Genomic DNA, 17,960 nt, shown 5'->3' on the forward strand with positions numbered 1-17,960 from the left:
GCATTTTTCGAAAAGGAGCGGTTTCATGTCTCAAACATCCGGTTCCATGATCACGTTTCGACGCCCGGACGGCCAGGAACTGCAGGGCTATCTCGCCACGCCGGCAAAGACCGAAGGCGCGCCCGCGGTCGTCATCATCCAGGAATGGTGGGGGCTGAACGACCAGATCCGCGGCGTCGCGGATCGCCTCGCGCGCTGCGGCTACTTCGCGCTCGTGCCCGACCTGTATCGCGGCAAGTCGACGGTCGAGGAAGAAGAAGCGCACCACCTGATGACCGGACTCGATTTCGGTGACGCGGCCTCGCAGGACATTCCCGGTGCAGTGGCCTATCTGAAGACGCTCGCTCCACGCGTCGCGGTGACGGGCTTCTGCATGGGCGGCGCACTCACGCTGCTGTCGCTGCAGTACGCCGATGCGGATGCGGGCGTCACGTGGTACGGCCTCCCGCCGCTCGACTACATCGACCCGGCGAAGCTGAAGGTGCCGCTGATGGGTCACTGGGCTACGCAGGACGCGTTCTTTGCGATCGACCAGGTCGATGCACTCGAGAAGAAGCTGACCGATGCGAAGGTCGGGTTCGAGTTCCATCGCTATCTCGCGCATCATGCGTTTGCGAACGAAGAGGCTGTCGGCACCGGCCGCATCGCCGGCACGCAGTTCGATCCGGTGTGGTCGCAAATCGCATGGGATCGCACGCTGACGTTCTTCGGTCGCACGCTTTGGGCGAAGCAGGGGTAACGTTACGCCGCTTCAACTGAGAGCAGCCGCACAATAAGGAAACGCCACGGATTTTCATCCGTGGCGTTTTCGTTTTTGCATGTCGCCGGTTCGGCAAGCAGAAGCGGTTGCCCGCTCCTGCCCTTCGTCGTGCTTACCCGTTCGTCGCTGCTGCTGACGCAGGCGCCGGAGCGGCCGCCTTGTCGTAATCGACCGGCGCATCCGGCGCGCGCGGCGTCTCGCCGGCCCGCTGGATCCACCCGCCGCCCAGTGCACGGTACAGGTCGACAAGCGTCGTCCAGCGTGCGAGGCGCGCGCTGATCAGTGTCTGCTGTGCCGAGTACAGATCCGTCTGCGCAGTCAGCACCGACAGGTAGCTGTCGACGCCGTTCTTGTAGCGCAGGTCCGACAGGTCAAAGCGGCGCTGCTGCGCGTGCTCGTTGCGCTCGAGCGCCGCGATCTGCTGGTCGTACGTGCCGCGTGCGGCCAGGCCGTCCGCCACTTCGCGGAATGCCGACTGGATCGCCTTCTCGTAGTTCGCGATCTCGATGCGCTTCTGCACGTTCGCGAGATCGAGGTTTGCGATGTTCGACCCACCCTCGAAGATCGGCAGCGCGATGTTCGGTGCGAACGACCACGCCGCCGTGCCGGCCTTGAACAGGCCACCCAGCGTCGGGCTCGCGGTGCCGAACGCCGCCGTCAGCGAGATCTTCGGGAAGAACGCCGCGCGTGCCGCGCCGATGTTCGCGTTCGCGGCCAGCAACGTCTGCTCGGCCTGCATCACGTCGGGGCGACGCGTCAGCAGGTCAGACGGCAACCCGGCGGGCACATCCGTCAGCAGGTTCTGCGCGTCGAGCGGCATGCCCGCCGGCAGGTCGTCCGGCAGCGGCTCGCCGATCAGTTGCACCAGCGCGTTCAGCGCCTGGGCACGCGCACGCGCCTGTATCTGCTGATTCGACAGCGCCTGCTCGACGACCGTCTGCGCCTGACGCAGGTCGAGCTCGGAGCCCGTGCCGTTGTCGAACTGCAGCTTCGTCAGGTCGTACGATGCCTGCGCGGACTTCAGCGTGCTCTCCGTCACCTGCAACAGGTCGTCGGTCGACAGCAGCGTCAGGTACTGGTCAGCCACCGACGACACCAGCGAGATCTCCTGCGCCTGCCGAGCATACGCGGTCGACAGGTACTGCGCGAGCGCCTGGTCCTTCAGGCTCTGCACGCGGCCGAACAGGTCGAGCTCCCATGACGCGGACAAGCCCACGTTGTAGGTCGTCGTGATGTTCTGGCCAGGCGACGTCGTCAGCGCATTCGGAAGACGCTGGCGATTGCCCGTACCCGTACCATTCAGCGTCGGGAACAAGCCCGCACGCGTGATCTGGTACTGCGCACGCGCCGCCTCGATGTTCAGCACCGACACGCGCAGGTCGCGGTTGTTTTTCAGCGCGATCTCGATCAGCCGCTGCAGGCGCGGATCGACGAAGAACTCGCGCCAGCCGATAGCGGCGGCCGCCTGGCCGTTCGCGCTGCGCGTGCCGGCCGCACCCGGCTGCGTCGCGTAAACGCCGCCGGCCGGGTATGCCTGCGCGACGGGTTCATCGGGCCGCTTGTAATGCGGAGCCATCGTGCAGCCCGTGGCGAACAGCGCGGCAGCCAGTGCGGCCGCGGTTGCAGTCAAAACGTGTTTTTGCATCGTTACTGCCCCTTCGAATCGTGTGCGTCGTCGTGACCACGCTGCAGGTCGCCCTGCACGAGACGCCATGCATCGTCGACGTTTTCCGTCTCGCCGCTGAACATCGCGCGTACCCGCACGAAGAACATCGGGATCATGAAAATCGCGAGGAACGTCGCCGTGATCATCCCGCCGATCACGCCCGTGCCGATCGCATGCTGGCTCGCCGAGCCCGCGCCGTTGCTGATCGCAAGCGGCAGCACGCCGAGCATGAACGCGAGCGACGTCATCAGGATCGGACGCAGTCGCAGGCGCGCCGCCTCGATCGCCGCGCGCACCGGCCCCATGTTCTCCTTCGCCTGCAACTCGCGCGCGAACTCGACGATCAGGATCGCGTTCTTCGCGGACAGGCCCACGGTAGTCAGCAGGCCGACCTGGAAGAACACGTCGTTCTCGAGGCCGCGCAGCATCGTCGCGAGCAGCGCGCCGACCACGCCGAGCGGCACGACCATGATCACCGAGAACGGGATCGACCAGCTTTCATACAGCGCCGCCAGACACAGGAACACGACGAGGATCGAGATCGCGTACAGGATCGGCGCCTGCGAGCCGGACTGGATTTCCTGGAACGACAGGCCCGTCCACGAGTAGCCGATACCTTCCGGCAGCTTGCTCGCGAGCGCTTCCATCGCGGCCATCGCCTGGCCGGTCGACTTGCCCTCCGCAGCCTGCCCCTGGATCTCGATCGACGACACGCCGTTGTAGCGTTCGAGCTTCGGCGAACCGTAGCTCCAGTGGCCGGTCGAGAATGCGCTGAACGGCACCATGCCACCCGCGCTGTTGCGCACGTACCAGATGTTCATGTCTTCCGGCGTCATCCGGAACGGCGCGTCCGACTGTACGTACACCTTCTTGATCCGGCCATCCGTATCCAGGAAGTTGTTCACGTACTGCGACGCCCACGCGATCGAGAACGTCTGGTCGATCGCAGCGGCCGTCACGCCAAGCGCGTTCGCTTTCTCGCGATCGATGTCGACCTTGTACTGCGGCGTATCGTTCAGGCCGTTCGGGCGCACGAGCGCCAGTGCGGGATCCTTCGCAGCCAACCCGAGCAACTGGCCGCGCGCGGCCATCAGCGCTTCGTGGCCGAGACCCGCGTTGTCCGTCAGCTCGAAGTCGAAGCCGGCGGCCGTGCCGAGTTCGGGAATCGACGGCGGATTGAACGGGATCACCATCGCGTCCTTGTACTGCGAGTAGTGCGCGAAGGTCCGGCCGATCAGCGCCTGCACCTTCTGGTCGGAACGCTGGCGATGCTCGTACGGTTTCAGCTTCACGAACACGAGGCCCGCGTTCTGGCCGCGGCCCGCGAAGCTGAAGCCGTTGACCGTGAACACCGAGTCGACCACATCCTTCTCGGTCGTGGTCAGGTACGTGTTGATGTTGTCGAGCGTCTTGCCGGTCGTTTCCTGCGTGGAGCCGGACGGCGTCTGCACGATCATGAACATGTAGCCCTGGTCCTCGTCCGGCAGGAACGACTTCGGCAGGCGCACGAACATCACGCCGACCGCGATGAACACGGCCAGGTAGATCACGAGCCAGCGTCCCGAGCGCCGGATCACGTGGTTCACGCCGCCCGTATAGCGATCGCGGCTGCGGTCGAAGGCGCGGTTGAACCAGCCGAAGAAGCCCTTCTTCTCCTCGTGATGCCCTTGCGGGATCGGCTTGAGGATCGTCGCGCACAGTGCCGGCGTCAGAATCAACGCGACCAGCACCGACAGCACCATCGCCGACACGATCGTCAGCGAGAACTGACGATAGATCGCGCCGACCGACCCGCCGGAGAACGCCACCGGCACGAACACCGCCGACAGCACCAGCGCCACGCCGACGAGTGCGCCGGTGATCTGGCCCATCGCCTTCTTGGTCGCCTCCTTCGGCGACAGGCCCTCTTCCGCCATCACGCGCTCGACGTTCTCGACCACCACGATCGCATCGTCGACCAGCAGGCCGATGGCGAGCACGAGGCCAAACATCGACAGCGTGTTGATCGAGAAGCCGGCGAGGCCCATGATCGCGAACGTGCCGAGCAGCACGACCGGCACCGCGATCGTCGGGATGATCGTCGCCCGCAGGTTCTGCAGGAACAGGTACATCACGAGGAACACGAGCACGATACCTTCGAGCAGCGTCTTGACCACTTCCTCGATCGACAGGCGCACGAACGGCGTCGTGTCGTACGGATAGTGGACGACGAGACCGTGCGGAAAGTACTTCGACAGCTCCTGGACCTTGGCCCGCAGCGCTGTCGCGGTCGCGAGCGCGTTCGCACCGGTCGCGAGCTGGATGCCGAGGCCGGCCGTCGGCTGCCCCATGTACTTCGTGTCGAACGTGTAGTTCTCGGAGCCGAGCGCCGCGCGGCCGACGTCCTTCAGGCGAACCTGCGAACCGTCCTGGTTGACCTTCAGCAGGATGTTGCCGAACTGCTCGGGCGTGCGCAGCAGCGTCGATTCGGTGATCGTCGCCTGCAGCATGGTGCCCGGCTTCGCCGGCGTGCCGCCGATCTGGCCGCCCGCGATCTGCACGTTCTGCTGCGTGATCGCCGCCGACACGTCGGTCGGCGTGAGGCTGTAGTTGGTCAGCTTGACGGGGTCGAGCCAGACGCGCATCGAGAACTGCGAACCGAGCAGCAGCGTCTGGCCGACGCCGTTTACGCGGCTGAGCGGATCGAGCACGTGCGATGCCACGTAGTTCGTCAGGTCCTCCTTCGACATGCTGCCGTCCTCGGAGTTGAACGCGAACCACATCAACCAGTTGCTGCTCGACTTCGTGACCTGCATGCCGAGTTGCTGCACGACCTGCGGCAGGTTCGGCGTCGCGAGCGACAACTTGTTCTGCACCTGCACCTGCGCGACATCCGGATTTGTGCCCGGCGCGAAGGTCAGCGTGATCGTCGCGTTGCCCGAATCGTCACTCGTCGACGACATGTACAGGAAGTTGTCGAGCCCGCTCATCTGCTGCTCGATCACCTGCGTCACCGTGTCTTCCACCGTCTTCGCGGAAGCGCCCGGGTAGTTCGCCTGGATCTGGATCGTCGGCGGTGCAATCGTCGGATACTGCGCGATCGGCATCTTGAAGATCGATGCGACGCCGGCCAGCATCAGCACGATCGCGATCACCCACGCAAAGATCGGGCGATCGATAAAGAACTTGGCCATGAAACGGACTCCTTGTTATTGCGCGGCCGACGCGGCGGTCGAACTCGCGGCAGCATTGGCGACGGTGCTCGCCGGCGCGGCGCCGGACGCATGCGCGGCGCTTGCCGGTGTGCCGGACGCAGCGTCCGGCGCCGGTGCGAGCTGCGCGGCGACGGTCTTCACGGTCGCACCCGGGCGCACCTTGTCGACGCCCTGCACGATCACGTGATCGCCCGCTTCCAGACCACCTTCGACGATCCAGTTCTGACCGTACGTGCCGGTCGTCGTCAACGGACGCTGCTCGACCTTGTTGGCCGCGTTCACGACCAGCGCAACCGCCTGCCCCTTCTGGTCATGCGTGACGCCGATCTGCGGCACCAGGAACGCGTTCTCGTTCACGCCTTCCTCGATCCGCGCACGCACGAACATGCCCGGCAGCAGCACGCGGCCCGGGTTCGGGAAGATCGCGCGGATCGTCACCGAGCCGGTGGTCTGGTCGACCGTCACGTCCGAGAATTGCAGCTTGCCGGCCTCCGAATAGGTCTTGCCGTCTTCCAGGATCAGCGACACCTTCGCCGCGCCCGGGCCGCTCGTCTTCAGGCGGCCGCTCTGCACGTCCTGGCGCAGCTTCAGCCCTTCGAGGCTCGACTGCGTGAGGTCCACATACACCGGATCGAGCTGCTGCACCGTCGACATCAGCGTCGCCTGGCTCGCCTGCACGTACGCGCCCGGCGTCACCTGCGAAATGCCGACGCGGCCGGTGATCGGCGAAACGACATCGGTATAGCCCAGGTTGATCTGCGCGGTATCGACCGCTGCCTTGCCGGCCGCGACGTCCGCCGCGGCCTGGCCCTGCGTGGCCACCGCGTTGTCGTAGTCCTGCTTGCTGACCGCGTTCGCGGCCACCAGCACCTTGTAGCGTGCGACCAGCGCGTTCTGCGTGACGAGGTTCGCCTGCGCCTTCGCGAGCGTCGCCTTTGCGCTGTTCAGCGCAGCGATGTACGGCGCCGGATCGATCTTGTAGAGGCGCTGACCGGTCTTGACGTCGGTGCCTTCGGTGAATTCACGGCGCAGCACGATGCCGTCGACCCGCGCACGCACCTGCGCAACGAGGAACGCGCTGGTGCGGCCCGGCAGTTCGGTTATCGCCGGCACGGCCTGCGGCTGGACGGTGACGACGCCGACTTCCGGCGTTTGCGGCGGCGGTGCCGATTCTTTTTTTCCGCACGCGGCCAGGAAAACGGCAGCCGTTGCAGCAGTGATTAAGCGGTATGGAACCCGTTCGACGCGCATGGAGCGACCTCTCGCAAATAAACGACTTTCAATGGGAATCAACAGATCTCCTCGTAACCTGCACGCGCGGCCGGAATGTTGTCGCTTCCGGTTCGCCGCGGATGCGGTCGCGTATTTCGGGCGTGCGTTGCGCCCTGCGGAGCGTTCGTTCGTCGAACTGCTTCCGTGGAAAAAGCACCATGAGCCCGCGGTCCTGGCGGGCGGGCGTTGCTGCGGCGACCAACCGGGCCGCTAGCTCGCGGGCCGGAACGCGGTGCCGGCGAATTCGACGAATGCTCGTGCGGCGGCCGGCAGATGCGCGGTGCGCGCATGCGCGAGCTTCAGCGTGACGGGCGCGAGCGGGCGAACCGGTGCAACGCGCACCAGCGTGCCGGCCGCCAGATCGGCGTCGACGAGATACGTGGGCAGCACCGCGGCGCCCATGCCGGCCACGGCCAGCCGCCGTGCCATCTCGAGATGGCCGACGCCCGCAATGCCGCCGGGCGCCGCGTCGGGTCGAAACGCACCCGCATCGTCATCGCCGGTCGCCGGCAGATCGAGCCGCACGGCCGCGAGATCCGGCCAGTCGCCCGATGCAGCCGTACCGCCGTGTGCGGCGACATAACCCGGCGCGGCAACGCGCACGGATTCGTAGGAGGCCAGCGTGTGCAACGCGTGCGCACCTGTCACAGGCATGCCGTCAGTCAGGAACGCGACATCGATGTCTTCGGATGTCAGGTCGACATGGGCATCGGTCAGCGTCACGGTCGGCCGCACGCCCGGAAACCGGTTCACAAAACGATCGAGCAACGCGCTCAACTGGCTGAGCCCGAACGCGACCGGTGCGGCAATGCGCAGCGCGCCTTCCGGCTTGCTGCCCATCGCGACGACACGACCGTCGATTTCGTCGATCGCACCGAGAATCCGCTCGACGCGCGCGAGATACAACTCGCCGATTTCCGTCAGCGACTGGTGGCAGGTGCTGCGTTGAAGCAGGCGTGCGCCAAGGCGCGTCTCGAGCGCATCGACCAGCCGGCTCGCCATCGCCGTCGACACGCGCAGCCGCGTCGCCGCCCGGCGAAACCCGCCTTCCCTTGCCACCGTCACGAATGCCCGAATCGATTGAAGTTGGTCCATTTGTCCGGATTCCCCTGCGCGGTCGACTGCCTCGACGCGCGCACCCGTCGCCGCGTCGCGGCCGTCATGCAACGGCCCGGCCAATGCGGCGGCACCGACACCGGCCACGCCGGGTCGGTCGGCACGCCCGCGCCAGACGCGCGCCGGCATGCAACGGACGCAAGCCGGCCTCGGCTGGCCCGATGCACGAATATTCGAATAGCAGTCCTGAGTCTTTTCCAGCGATTCACAGCGACAACGCCGACGGCATCCGTCGGCCATGTGGCGGTCATACCCGCATCGCCCGAGCGCACTGGAACAGGTTTCATTCAGCAGGTGCAATGGTATGAAAACCGCCGGAAATTGGCTTGCCTGATCCTGCGATTGTTTTGCCTTAATTTCCGAATTTGTGCGCTGCACACCACGCAACCACCGGCGATACGGTCGCCGCCCGTGCAGATCCGGATGATCGGGCTAACTTCCGACAGGTTTAGGCAATCACGTGCGCGCGACTCGCCGTACGATGTGACCGCCGAGCCGCCCCCTGCCGACACACCGACGGGGAATCGCAGCCGCGCACCTTGCACCGACCACTCGGCCATCCGCTCACGCAATATGGAAATCGACGCCCGAACGCCGCCGCCACAGCGCATCACGCCCGATCACGACCTTCGGTCACCCACGGCCCGGCTCGCTGCGCTGATCGCCGCCTACGCACCGCACGACGGCACGTTCGAGCTCCCGGTGCGTGGCATGCGCATCGCACGCGCCTCCGCGTCGCCGCCGCACTGGAACCATGGCGTGCACCACGCGTGCCTGGCCATCGTCGGGCAAGGCGCGAAATCGACACGGGTCGGCGACGACACCTACGTGATCGACGAATCGCGGATGCTGGTTGCGACTGCCGACCTGCCCGTCACCGGCCGCGTGACACGCGCGAGCCCGGCCGAGCCGTTCCTTTATGCGCAACTGGAACTCGACCCGACCCGCATCGCGGCACTCACGCCACGCGTGTTTCCGCTCGGGCTGCCGAAGGCCGTCGACTGCGGTGCACTCGATACGCACGATGCACCGCCTGAAATCGTCGACGCCCTCGTGCGGCTGATGCAACTGATCGCGCAACCCGACGACATCGACCTGCTCGCGCCACTCATCGTCGACGAAATCCTCGTTCGGCTGCTGCGCGGCCCGTCGGGTGCGCGCGTCGCGCAGGTCGGCCAGGTCGACTCGACGACGCAGCGCATCTCGCGCGCGGTCGCCTGGATTCGCGACCACTACCTCGATCCGATGACGGTCGAATCGCTCGCGCGACAGGTGGACATGAGCCCGTCGACGTTCCATCACCACTTCCGTGCAGTCACGTCGATGAGCCCGTTGCAATGCCAGAAGGTGCTGCGGCTGCAGGAGGCGCGCCGCCTGATGTGCCTGTCGGCAATGGACGCGCGACAGGCATGCCGCAGTGTCGGCTATGTGAGCGCGTCCCAGTTCAGCCGCGAATATGCACGACTGTTCGGCGATGCGCCGGGACGCGATGTCCTGAAGCTGCGCGACGAAGCGGTGCCGCTATCCCGCGTCGCGCCGTAGGCCGGCACGTCACGTGCGTGGCTCACGCTCATGCTAGCGCGCGCCGCGCTTCGTCCCGCCGGCATTCGCACGCTCGGCCTGCACGGCTTCGAACGTCGTCGTGTTCGCTGAACCAGGCGTGGCGTGATCCGAAAGCGCTGTTCGACGGAATCGATCCGTGCGAGCCGGGCGAGGGCCGCCCGATCTGCGGCTCGACCGACGTAGTCAACGTAAGCCGGGACACGCCGACCGCGCAATGCCTACGAACTGATACGTGTTCGGCACGCCGCCGCACGCGTGGCAGTGAGTCGAGGCAAGACGCCGCTCGCGCACAGGGGGATCCTGCTTGCCGCGAAGACGATGGCCGCGACCGCAATCGCTCTGCCCGGCGTGCCGGACACGCTCGCGCAGGCGAAGGCGGAGTGGCCCGAGCGGCGCGACGGACAGCCGTACGTGTGCCCGATTCCGGACGATGTCGCGCTGCCGTTGCGCCGTTGAACGGGTGCCTGGCCGGCTGCGCCGTCACGCGAGCGCGGGTGGCGCGGCCTGGCTGACGTCGACGCGTTTCGGCAGCACGCCGGTCTGGTAGAACACGTCCGCAATGCGCTGTTGATACGCGAGCGTATCGCGCGTGACGGGCTCGACACCGAAGCGTGCGCGGCGAAATGCAAGCGCCACCGCCGGCTCCGGAATCCCCCAAAGCTTCGAGAACTCGGCCGCGCCCTGCGCGCGGTTCGCATCGAGCCACCGCTGAACCGCCGTCAATTCCGACACGGCCGCGTCCAGCACGTCGGCATTGTGCTGCGCATACGTGCGCGACGCAAAGTAATAGCCGCGATTCTCGACGAGCCCGGTGCCGTCCGCGACGATGCGCGCGCCGAACGCCTGCTGGACCACCGCGAGGAACGGATCCCAGATGATCCACGCATCGACCGAGCGGTTCTCGAACGCGGCCCGCGCATCGGACGGCGACAGCCAGACCGGCGTGACGTCGGCATAGTTGAGCTTGGCGGCCTGCAGCAGCCGGACCAGCAGGAAGTGCGTGTTCGATCCCTTCACCAGCGCGATGCGCTTGCCGCGCAGGTCCGCAAAGGTCTTCACCGGCGAATCTTTCGCGACCACCAATGCCTCGGCCGCGGGGCCGGCCGGCGTCTGCGCGTAATAGACGAGCGGCGCACCGGCCGCGAGCGCGAAGATCGGCGGCGCCTCGCCGACATCGCCGAAGTCGATCGCCCCCGCGTTCAGCGCCTCGAGCTGCGGCGGCCCCGACGGAAACTCGGTCCACGTGACGGTCACGCCGAGTGCCGCGAGCTTGCCCTGCAGCGTGCCGCGCGCCTTCAGCAGGCTGAGCGGCCCTTTCTGATAGCCGATGCGCAATGTACGCGCGCCGGCCGTGCTCGCCAGCGCGAAGCCCGGATGCGCGGCGGCGCCTGCCGCGATCGCCAGGCCGGCATGCAGGAACCGGCGGCGGGTTGGGGAGTGTTGGTCTGCCATATCGTATCGGGTTCGATGAAGAGGATGCCGCATTGCGCACGCATGCGATGAAGCCGGTCGAACCGATTCTAGGGGGTTGGCGCGCCGCATCGAACCAACGATGTTCGATATCGAAAGCAAGCACTTTCATAAGGACACGCCGGTTACCCGCGCATCATTGCCCGGGTTCGTCGTGAAGATGAAACCGACATCCGCGTCAAGTACAGGACTGCATATTATTTATTCGGTGGATCCGCAGCCTCGTACTTGAACGCCGGCGCGTGCGACCTCAGGACTTGCAGGAAGCGTTCAGCGCAGCCTCGTCGGTGGCCAGCATTTCGGGCACGCATTCACGCAGGAAATCGACGAAAGTGCGGATTTTCGCATCGAGATACTGGCGCGAGGCGTACAGCGTGTAGACGGTCAGCTTCTGCAACCGGTAGTCGGGCAGCACGCGCACTAGCGCGCCGCTCGCCAGCGCGGGCAGTGCCGACGACATCGGCAGCGAACCGATGCCGAGGCCGGCGCGCAATGCGGCGCCGAGCGCATCGGCGATGTTCACCTGGAAATCCGGCGGCGGCAGGTCGAACGTCTCGGGGCCGTCGGGGCCGTCGAGATGCCAGCGATCGCGCGGAAATACCGGCGTGACGATCTGCAGGCACGCATGGCCGTCGAGCTCGCGCACCGTGCGCGGCGTACCGCGCTCCTTCAGATACGCGGGCGACGCGCACAACACGCTGTGCACCTCGCCGAGCCGCTGCGACACGAGGCCCGAATCGGGCAACTCCGTCGCGCTCAACTGCAGCGACACGTCGTAGCCTTCGTCGATGATGTCGGGCACGTGCTGCGACAGCGTGAGCTCGACCGCGACCGACGGATAACGCTGCCGGTAACGCACGACCGCGGGCACCACATAGGCCTGGCCGAAGCTCGTCGTCGCATGAACATGCAGTCGCCCGGACGGTTTCGCCTGTGCGTCGGCCGCCTCGGCTTCCGCTTCTTCGATATAGCCGAGGACGCGCTGGCAGCGGTCGAGATAACGCTGCCCGGCGTCGGTCAGTGCGATGCGGCGCGTGCTGCGGTTGAGCAGGCGCGTGCGCAGATGCGTTTCGAGCTGCGCGACCGACCGCGAGGCGTAGGCCGTCGTGATGTCCAGGCGCTGGGCCGCGCTCGTGAAGCTGCCCTCCTCCGCAACCCGGACGAAAATGCGCATCATCTGTAACGTGTCCATCGACCTGTCCCCGGGATTGAGATCACGTCGCGCCACCGTGCGGCCGTGGTGCCGGCGGCTCCGGCGCAGGCCGGTCTGGCGCGAATTGTGCGGAACAGTACAGCAGCAGTGCAGACGTGTCCAGTTCGCCGTACGCAGCGTGATCCGGACGCCGAATCGTGTCGCCGAGCCGCCATGTGCGCGGCGTACGGTCCGGACGCATGACGACCGGACGCGCCGCTAGCGAACGGCATCGGATCGGCAAAAACTACCCGACGGCCACGGTGCCGCCCCGCGATTCACGTCATGTATGACGCATCAGGCCATGGCGGCCGCGTCGAACGGATTGCGCAACACGATCGTGTCGTCGCGCTCCGCGCCGGTCGTGATCATCGATACCGGTGCACCCGCGACCGCTTCGATGCGCGCGATGAAATCCTGCGCGGCGCGCGGCAGCGCCGCACGTTCGCGTATCCCCTTCACGGTGCCACGCCAGCCGTCGAACCGCTCGTACACGGGTTTCGCAAGCGACTGCGCAGCGAGGCTTGCCGGCAGATGATCGACCCGCGCGCCATCGAGTTCGTAGCCGACGCACAGCGCGATCGACTCGAAACCGTCGAGCACGTCGAGCTTGGTGAGCGCCAGCGAATCGATGCCCGAGATCCTGACCGCCTGGCGCAACTGCGCGGCATCGAGCCAGCCGCAGCGGCGCGGCCGGCCGGTATTCACGCCGAACTCCTGCCCGCGTGCGCGCAGCGTTTCGCCGGTCGCGTCGGACAGCTCCGTAAGGAACGGGCCGCCGCCGACCCGGGTCGCATACGCCTTGGTGACGCCCAGCACGTGGCCGAGCTTCGACGCACCGAGCCCTGTCCCGGCTGCCGCCGCCGATGCAACGGTGCCGGACGACGTGACGAACGGGTACGTGCCCCAGTCGATGTCCAGCATCACGGCTTGGGACCCCTCGAACAGGATGCGCTCGCCGCGGTCGGTCGCGTCGTTGAGATCGGCCCAGACGGGGCGAACGAACGGCAGGATCTGCGGCGCGAGATCGATCAGCGTGGCCAGCATCGCGTCGCGGGAATACTCGTCCAGCCCCAGGCCGCGAAACCACGCGTTGTGATGGTCGACGAGCCCATCCAGTTTGGCGGCGAGCTGGCCCGGTTCCGCGAGATCGCCGACGCGCAGCCCGCGACGCCCGACCTTGTCCTCGTAGGCCGGCCCGATCCCGCGCAGCGTGGTGCCGATGGGCTCGCGGCGCAAACGCTCCTGAGCCTGGTCGATCGCGCGGTGGATCGGCAGCACCAGCGTCGCGTTCTCGGCGATCGACAGGTTGTCAGGCGTCACCGACAGCCCGAGTTCGGCCATCCGCCCGATTTCCGCGAGCAGTGCTTCCGGATCGAGCGCCACGCCGTTGCCGATCACGCCGCGCTTGCCGCGCACGACACCGCTCGGCAGCAGCGCGAGCTTGTAAGTCTTGCCGCCGACGACCAGCGTATGACCCGCGTTGTGGCCGCCGTTGTAGCGTGCGACGAGATCCGCCTGTGCCGCCAGCCAGTCCACGACGCGCCCCTTACCTTCGTCGCCCCATTGGGCGCCCACGACCACCACGTTCGGCATGCTCCGCACTCCATGTGAGAAATTCAGACAATCATTCGGCCGAGCCGGCCATTTGTGTGCAATATTGGCGGAGCTTGAGCACCCGATCAAACGATTAAACCTGAACTATCGTGTGAGTAAATATCACGCGAAACGATGCAATGGCCCGACGACTCCCTCCGTTGAATTCGCTGCGTGCGTTCGAAGCCGCCGCGCGCCTCGGCAGCTTCACGCTGGCCGCCGACGAACTGTGCGTAACCCACGGCGCGATCAGCCGGCACGTGCAGCAACTGGAGGCGTGGCTCGGACGGCCGCTGTTCGAGCGCCATAACCGGCGGGTCGAGCTGACCGACGCGGGCCGCGCGTATCTCGCCGAGGTCGGTGCGTCGTTCGACCGGATCGCGCTCGCCACCGCGCAGCATTTCGGCCATGCGCAGCAGCGCGTGCTGCGCGTCAGTGCACCCGCGACGTTTTCGTTGCGCTGGCTGGTGCCGAAGCTGTCGTCGTTCCAGGTCGCCCATCCGGCCATCGAGGTGCGGCTGTCGACGTCGAACGAGCCGATCGACAAGCTGCGCGACAAGGTCGACCTGATCGTTCGCGGCGGCCCGCAGGCCATCGACGGTTACGTTGCCGAGGAATTCCTGTCCGAAGTCCGGCTGCCGGTGTGTGCGCCGAAGCTGCTGGAAGGGCGGCCGTTGCATACGCCCGCCGATCTCGCTGGCTTCACGCTGCTGCACGCGGCCACCTATCCCGGCATGTGGCCCGAATGGCTGGCGGCAGCCGGACATCCGAATCTCGTGCCGCGCCACTCGCTCACGCTCGAGCATTTCTACCTGACGCTCCAGGGCGCGCTCGACGGGCTCGGCGTCGCGATGGGGCCGATTGCGCTCGTCGCGGACGATATCGCCGAAGGTCGGCTCGTGCAGCCGTTCGGCGAACCGGCGCTGCCGCCGTGGCGTTACTTCACGTACGTGGCCTCGGCACGCGCGAATGACGACGCCGTGCGGGCGTTCAAGGACTGGCTGAGGGTGACGGGAAATGCGGCTGCGGCGAGTGGGCGGAACTGACCGCGTCGGTGTGCGGGTGGTATGCGCCAAGATATGCAGGAATACGAATCAAATAATGCAGGCGCATTGATTGCGTATTGCCTTCGTCGATACCGGGAATACTGCTTTCGAGGTGCGTCGTGAAACTGCGACGCACGCGGCAAGCCGCGGATCGAACCGTGGCTTGCCACCAGACGACGCTTACTGGCTTGCGCCGGCGCCGGCTTTTTTCTCTGCGTTCTGCAGGTTCTGCGGATAGTTCGGATCATTGGCCGCCGGCTTGTAACCGGCGTCTTCGAGTTTCTTCAGCTCGGCGGTGTTCTTCGCACGCGCAGCCTTGTGCTCTGCCTTGCGCTGGGCCCTGGCCGCCTTGCGTGCCTGGCTCTTCGCTGCCTTGGCGTCCTGTGCAGCGGGCGCGCTGGCGTCGGTCTGCGCAAACGCGGGAACTGCCGAGCCGAACAGGAACGCGGCTGCGGTAGCAGCCAACGTGAGTTTTCTAATCTGGATTCGCATCGCTGAACTCTCTTTTCTGGTTTATCACGGATTGAAAGACCATCGAGATACCGCCCCTGTCCCGATCGGTTGTCATGCCGCGTTCGGGACCTGTGCATCATAACCGCGTCGCGAAAAATATGGCGCCAACGTGCAATGGCGTTGGGGATACACGTATGGGAGAACACGTGGATGCCGTTCGACTGGCTCAGACAGGACAGGCACTGTGTATCGCACGGTGGCGGGCATGCGGATCGCGCACTTGCGTAGACAGGGATACCGGCGACGTACTCGCGCTTCGCTGACGCGAATGGTTATGTACGTGCGATGCGATGGGATATGAGATACCAATCACTGTTCCACCGGTGGGGTAGCCGGCACGCTTACCCTCGACGTGATCGTCATTTGACCCGTCACGATCACAGCAACAGCAGTCGAACTGTGTGTCATGTTGCCTCTCGACGCGGTTCAAGCGACGACTCCTCCCATAAACGGCCACGATTCTGTGTTGCGGCGATCAAGACCCGCACGATTGCATCGCCATTCGCGTGGCGTTCGATCCGGCAACCAATCGCTGGACTGTGATGCCGAGGGTTACCTCGGCGGGCAAAAAATGTCGCCGTGGTGTCTGTATGACGAAAGGTGTGGACGGGTTGCATGTGGTGAGCACATCGGCCGGAATCACTTCACGACTGCGCCGGCTGCATCGCACGGATATCGCCACGCGCGTCGAGCGAGCGTGACAGGCAGGGATGAGGTCGCAGCAGCGCTTGTGATTCGTCCGATCCTGCTCAGGAACGCATCGCGCGACGTGCACGAACCACAGGTTTTTCATTCCGCGGCTTTGGCCGCTCGGTATCCAGGTGGGTGTTGTTGCCTGCACAGCGTGCCGATACCTGCCGCCTTGTCTGGTCGGTGAGCTTTTACGGGATTCGGAAGTATCGAAAGGTGAGAGTGTTCGGGATCATCGCTCGAATTCGATTGCGGTGAGCTTTGTGATCGCCCGCATCTTCACGTTGGCTCGCGACGCGCGCCAGATCGACCCAGGAGCCGGCGACGCGCGTAGGCGGCGCTGACACCCTATTGACCTCAGGGAAGCCGTTCGCGGACCTCTCATCGCGACCCGGGGGCACAGCATTGATCTTCGGTTGGTGGATCCAAAGGTAGAAAGTTCGAAACCCCTGGACGGAGATGCGGGTCGCGTCGATTTCCTCTGTGCACAGCCCGCGGGCTAAATTTGACGAGAGGCGCAGGCGGGTGATCGGAAAAACTTGTCGGCCGAAGCGGAAGCCTGAGTGCAAAAAAACTCTTCGCTTGCAGTCGCGGATGATTTCAAACTGCTGTGAACGAAACCGAAGAGATCTGTGTTTCAGTCCGCCGGACTGCTTTGCCATTCAACAACAGGGGCTCGGGAAGTCGCAGCGCCGGGTTTTTGATCCCATAAACGGGAACCTGTACCGGGAAAGGGCGACTTTCTTCCCGTTTTTCCCCCATAGGTTTCTACGTTTCGGTCGATGTGAGTATGTACTCACCTCTTCTGGAAGCCTTATCCGGCCTGGAACCTCTGCTGAACGAGGAGCCAGATCATCGTCTCCCAAGCCTGAATCGAGGCTTGGGGATGCCTGTTGCACCATAAACGGCTACCCAATGGTAGCGGTTTATGGGGTTCGTCTTTCTGTGGAAGCGCACGTGTGTTTACATCTTTTGTAAACGACGTTTACTTCTTTAACTACTTTTAGACGGCTCACAGCCTTATCCAGCAAGGGTTTGATGGGGGTTCGGTACCCATTTATGGGAGCACAGGTGTAAGGGTTTGGGGTTTCAGGTCTGTGGATTTGGGGTTTGGGGTACCGGGTTGTGGGAAATCAGGGTTGTGGATATGGGGCAAGCGTACCCGGTTATGGGAAATCGGCCTGTGAACACGTTGGGTAGTCTTCTATGGGAATGTCTGTGGGTAGCCTTTTATGGGGCGCTTTTTTCGTTCCGAGATTACAGGGGTGCACAGCGATTTTTCTTGGGTAGCCGGTTATGGGGCGCCTTGAAGGTATCCGGTTATGGGTAGCATTTTCGGGTACCCGATTGTATTTCTCCTAGGTTGCCGGCGTCTGGCTCCCATGGACAGGATCGATGGCACAGACAGGTAACCTTTTATGGGGAAAGCAACGGGTTGCCGTTTATGGGAGCCATGTTTGCGCTCAAGGCCAAAATTCGCGCCGCCTACGCAGCTGACGCCGGTCGATAGGTACCCTCCTGTGGGAATCGATGAAGGTAGCAAGTTATGGGAAGAAAACGCGACTGTGCTGCAGGGCACCACGAATTCACCCAACGATCTCGATTCTGCTCATTTGTTTCCCATGGATGGTTACCTTGCCAAGGGCAAATCTCGTGCCGGGTTTCCGTGTCCGGGTATGAAAGGTAGCGTCTTGTGGGAAGCATTTTGGTCGAAAGGTAGATGGATATGGGGTTCCGCACAGATCGCCAGATTGTAAATTTTCCTTTCGTATCTGAAGCTTAGCCACGATAGTGCAAGTAAAGCAGGAGCGAGGGCGTTGCCCCTCGACGCGAAAAGGTATAAAGTCCGCTCTCAACAAGGTCACCTTATCCGGACATCACG

At 64.8% G+C, this 17,960-nt stretch carries 12 protein-coding genes; 4 read left to right on the forward strand and 8 right to left on the reverse strand.

All coding sequences use genetic code 11. The annotated features are described in order from the left end of the window. Positions 1-25: 25 nt before the first annotated feature. Positions 26-739 (forward strand): dienelactone hydrolase family protein, encoded by a 714-nt coding sequence (locus ACPTTF_RS38005; RefSeq protein ID WP_166966348.1) that lies wholly within the window; start codon positions 26-28, stop codon positions 737-739. Between the two features lie 133 nt (positions 740-872). On the opposite strand, the gene ACPTTF_RS38010 is transcribed toward ACPTTF_RS38005, so the two are convergent. From ACPTTF_RS38010 to ACPTTF_RS38025, 4 genes are all read right to left on the reverse strand, one after another. Beyond that, positions 873-2,405: an efflux transporter outer membrane subunit gene (locus ACPTTF_RS38010; RefSeq protein ID WP_423372595.1), complete on the reverse strand. Its 1,533-nt coding sequence runs from the start codon at positions 2,403-2,405 to the stop codon at positions 873-875. Positions 2,406-2,407: 2 nt separating this feature from the next. Next, a complete protein-coding gene (locus ACPTTF_RS38015; protein ID WP_423372596.1) occupies positions 2,408-5,599 on the reverse strand; it encodes an efflux RND transporter permease subunit in 3,192 nt (1,063 codons plus the stop codon). Positions 5,600-5,614: 15 nt separating this feature from the next. Next, positions 5,615-6,871: an efflux RND transporter periplasmic adaptor subunit gene (locus ACPTTF_RS38020; protein ID WP_423372597.1), complete on the reverse strand. Its 1,257-nt coding sequence runs from the start codon at positions 6,869-6,871 to the stop codon at positions 5,615-5,617. 231 nt (positions 6,872-7,102) lie between these two features. Further along, the gene (locus ACPTTF_RS38025; protein ID WP_423372598.1) at positions 7,103-7,987 is read right to left on the reverse strand and encodes a LysR family transcriptional regulator; all 885 of its coding nucleotides are present in this window, start codon (positions 7,985-7,987) and stop codon (positions 7,103-7,105) included. 732 nt (positions 7,988-8,719) lie between these two features. Between ACPTTF_RS38025 and ACPTTF_RS38030 the strand changes: the two genes are divergently transcribed. Both ACPTTF_RS38030 and ACPTTF_RS38035 read left to right on the forward strand, forming a co-directional pair. Then, complete coding sequence (locus tag ACPTTF_RS38030) at positions 8,720-9,550, forward strand: AraC family transcriptional regulator N-terminal domain-containing protein (RefSeq protein WP_423372599.1); 831 nt, start codon at positions 8,720-8,722, stop codon at positions 9,548-9,550. Positions 9,551-9,832: 282 nt separating this feature from the next. Beyond that, positions 9,833-10,027: a hypothetical protein gene (locus ACPTTF_RS38035; RefSeq protein WP_423372600.1), complete on the forward strand. Its 195-nt coding sequence runs from the start codon at positions 9,833-9,835 to the stop codon at positions 10,025-10,027. 24 nt (positions 10,028-10,051) lie between these two features. Here ACPTTF_RS38035 and ACPTTF_RS38040 read toward each other — a convergent pair whose 3' ends face one another. The 3 genes from ACPTTF_RS38040 to ACPTTF_RS38050 all read right to left on the reverse strand — a co-directional run bounded on the left by ACPTTF_RS38040 (position 10,052) and on the right by ACPTTF_RS38050 (position 13,829). After that, complete coding sequence (locus ACPTTF_RS38040) at positions 10,052-11,023, reverse strand: aliphatic sulfonate ABC transporter substrate-binding protein (protein ID WP_423372601.1); 972 nt, start codon at positions 11,021-11,023, stop codon at positions 10,052-10,054. A gap of 268 nt (positions 11,024-11,291) precedes the next feature. Continuing rightward, positions 11,292-12,233 carry a LysR family transcriptional regulator gene (locus tag ACPTTF_RS38045; protein ID WP_423372602.1) on the reverse strand — a complete coding sequence of 314 codons (942 nt, stop codon included), beginning with the start codon at positions 12,231-12,233 and terminating at the stop codon, positions 11,292-11,294. A gap of 297 nt (positions 12,234-12,530) precedes the next feature. Then, on the reverse strand, positions 12,531-13,829 hold the full coding sequence (locus tag ACPTTF_RS38050) for an adenylosuccinate synthase (protein ID WP_423372603.1): 1,299 nt from the start codon (positions 13,827-13,829) through the stop codon (positions 12,531-12,533). Positions 13,830-13,969: 140 nt separating this feature from the next. On the opposite strand from ACPTTF_RS38050, the gene gcvA reads away from it, so the two are divergent. After that, positions 13,970-14,875, forward strand: a complete 906-nt coding sequence (gene gcvA, locus ACPTTF_RS38055) for a transcriptional regulator GcvA (protein ID WP_166966263.1) — start codon at positions 13,970-13,972, stop codon at positions 14,873-14,875. Between the two features lie 180 nt (positions 14,876-15,055). On the opposite strand, the gene ACPTTF_RS38060 is transcribed toward gcvA, so the two are convergent. Then, entirely contained in the window at positions 15,056-15,367 is a 312-nt protein-coding gene (locus ACPTTF_RS38060; protein WP_114182326.1) for a DUF4148 domain-containing protein, read from the reverse strand. Between the last annotated feature and the right edge of the window lie 2,593 nt (positions 15,368-17,960).

The sequence above is a fragment of the Burkholderia crassaminum genome (genome assembly GCF_964265005.1).
GTDB lineage: Bacteria > Pseudomonadota > Gammaproteobacteria > Burkholderiales > Burkholderiaceae > Burkholderia.

Bases quoted from the DNA above. Each gene is read 5' to 3' on its own strand.
- ACPTTF_RS38040 (WP_423372601.1), bottom strand. From the start codon at position 11,023: ATGGCAGACCAACACTCCCCAACCCGCCGCCGGTTCCTGCATGCCGGC.
- gcvA (WP_166966263.1), top strand. From the start codon at position 13,970: ATGGCCCGACGACTCCCTCCGTTGAATTCGCTGCGTGCGTTCGAAGCC.
- ACPTTF_RS38060 (WP_114182326.1), bottom strand. From the start codon at position 15,367: ATGCGAATCCAGATTAGAAAACTCACGTTGGCTGCTACCGCAGCCGCG.
- ACPTTF_RS38050 (WP_423372603.1), bottom strand. From the start codon at position 13,829: ATGCCGAACGTGGTGGTCGTGGGCGCCCAATGGGGCGACGAAGGTAAG.
- ACPTTF_RS38025 (WP_423372598.1), bottom strand. From the start codon at position 7,987: ATGGACCAACTTCAATCGATTCGGGCATTCGTGACGGTGGCAAGGGAA.
- ACPTTF_RS38005 (WP_166966348.1), top strand. From the start codon at position 26: ATGTCTCAAACATCCGGTTCCATGATCACGTTTCGACGCCCGGACGGC.
- ACPTTF_RS38010 (WP_423372595.1), bottom strand. From the start codon at position 2,405: ATGCAAAAACACGTTTTGACTGCAACCGCGGCCGCACTGGCTGCCGCG.
- ACPTTF_RS38015 (WP_423372596.1), bottom strand. From the start codon at position 5,599: ATGGCCAAGTTCTTTATCGATCGCCCGATCTTTGCGTGGGTGATCGCG.
- ACPTTF_RS38030 (WP_423372599.1), top strand. From the start codon at position 8,720: ATGCGCATCGCACGCGCCTCCGCGTCGCCGCCGCACTGGAACCATGGC.
- ACPTTF_RS38020 (WP_423372597.1), bottom strand. From the start codon at position 6,871: ATGCGCGTCGAACGGGTTCCATACCGCTTAATCACTGCTGCAACGGCT.
- ACPTTF_RS38045 (WP_423372602.1), bottom strand. From the start codon at position 12,233: ATGGACACGTTACAGATGATGCGCATTTTCGTCCGGGTTGCGGAGGAG.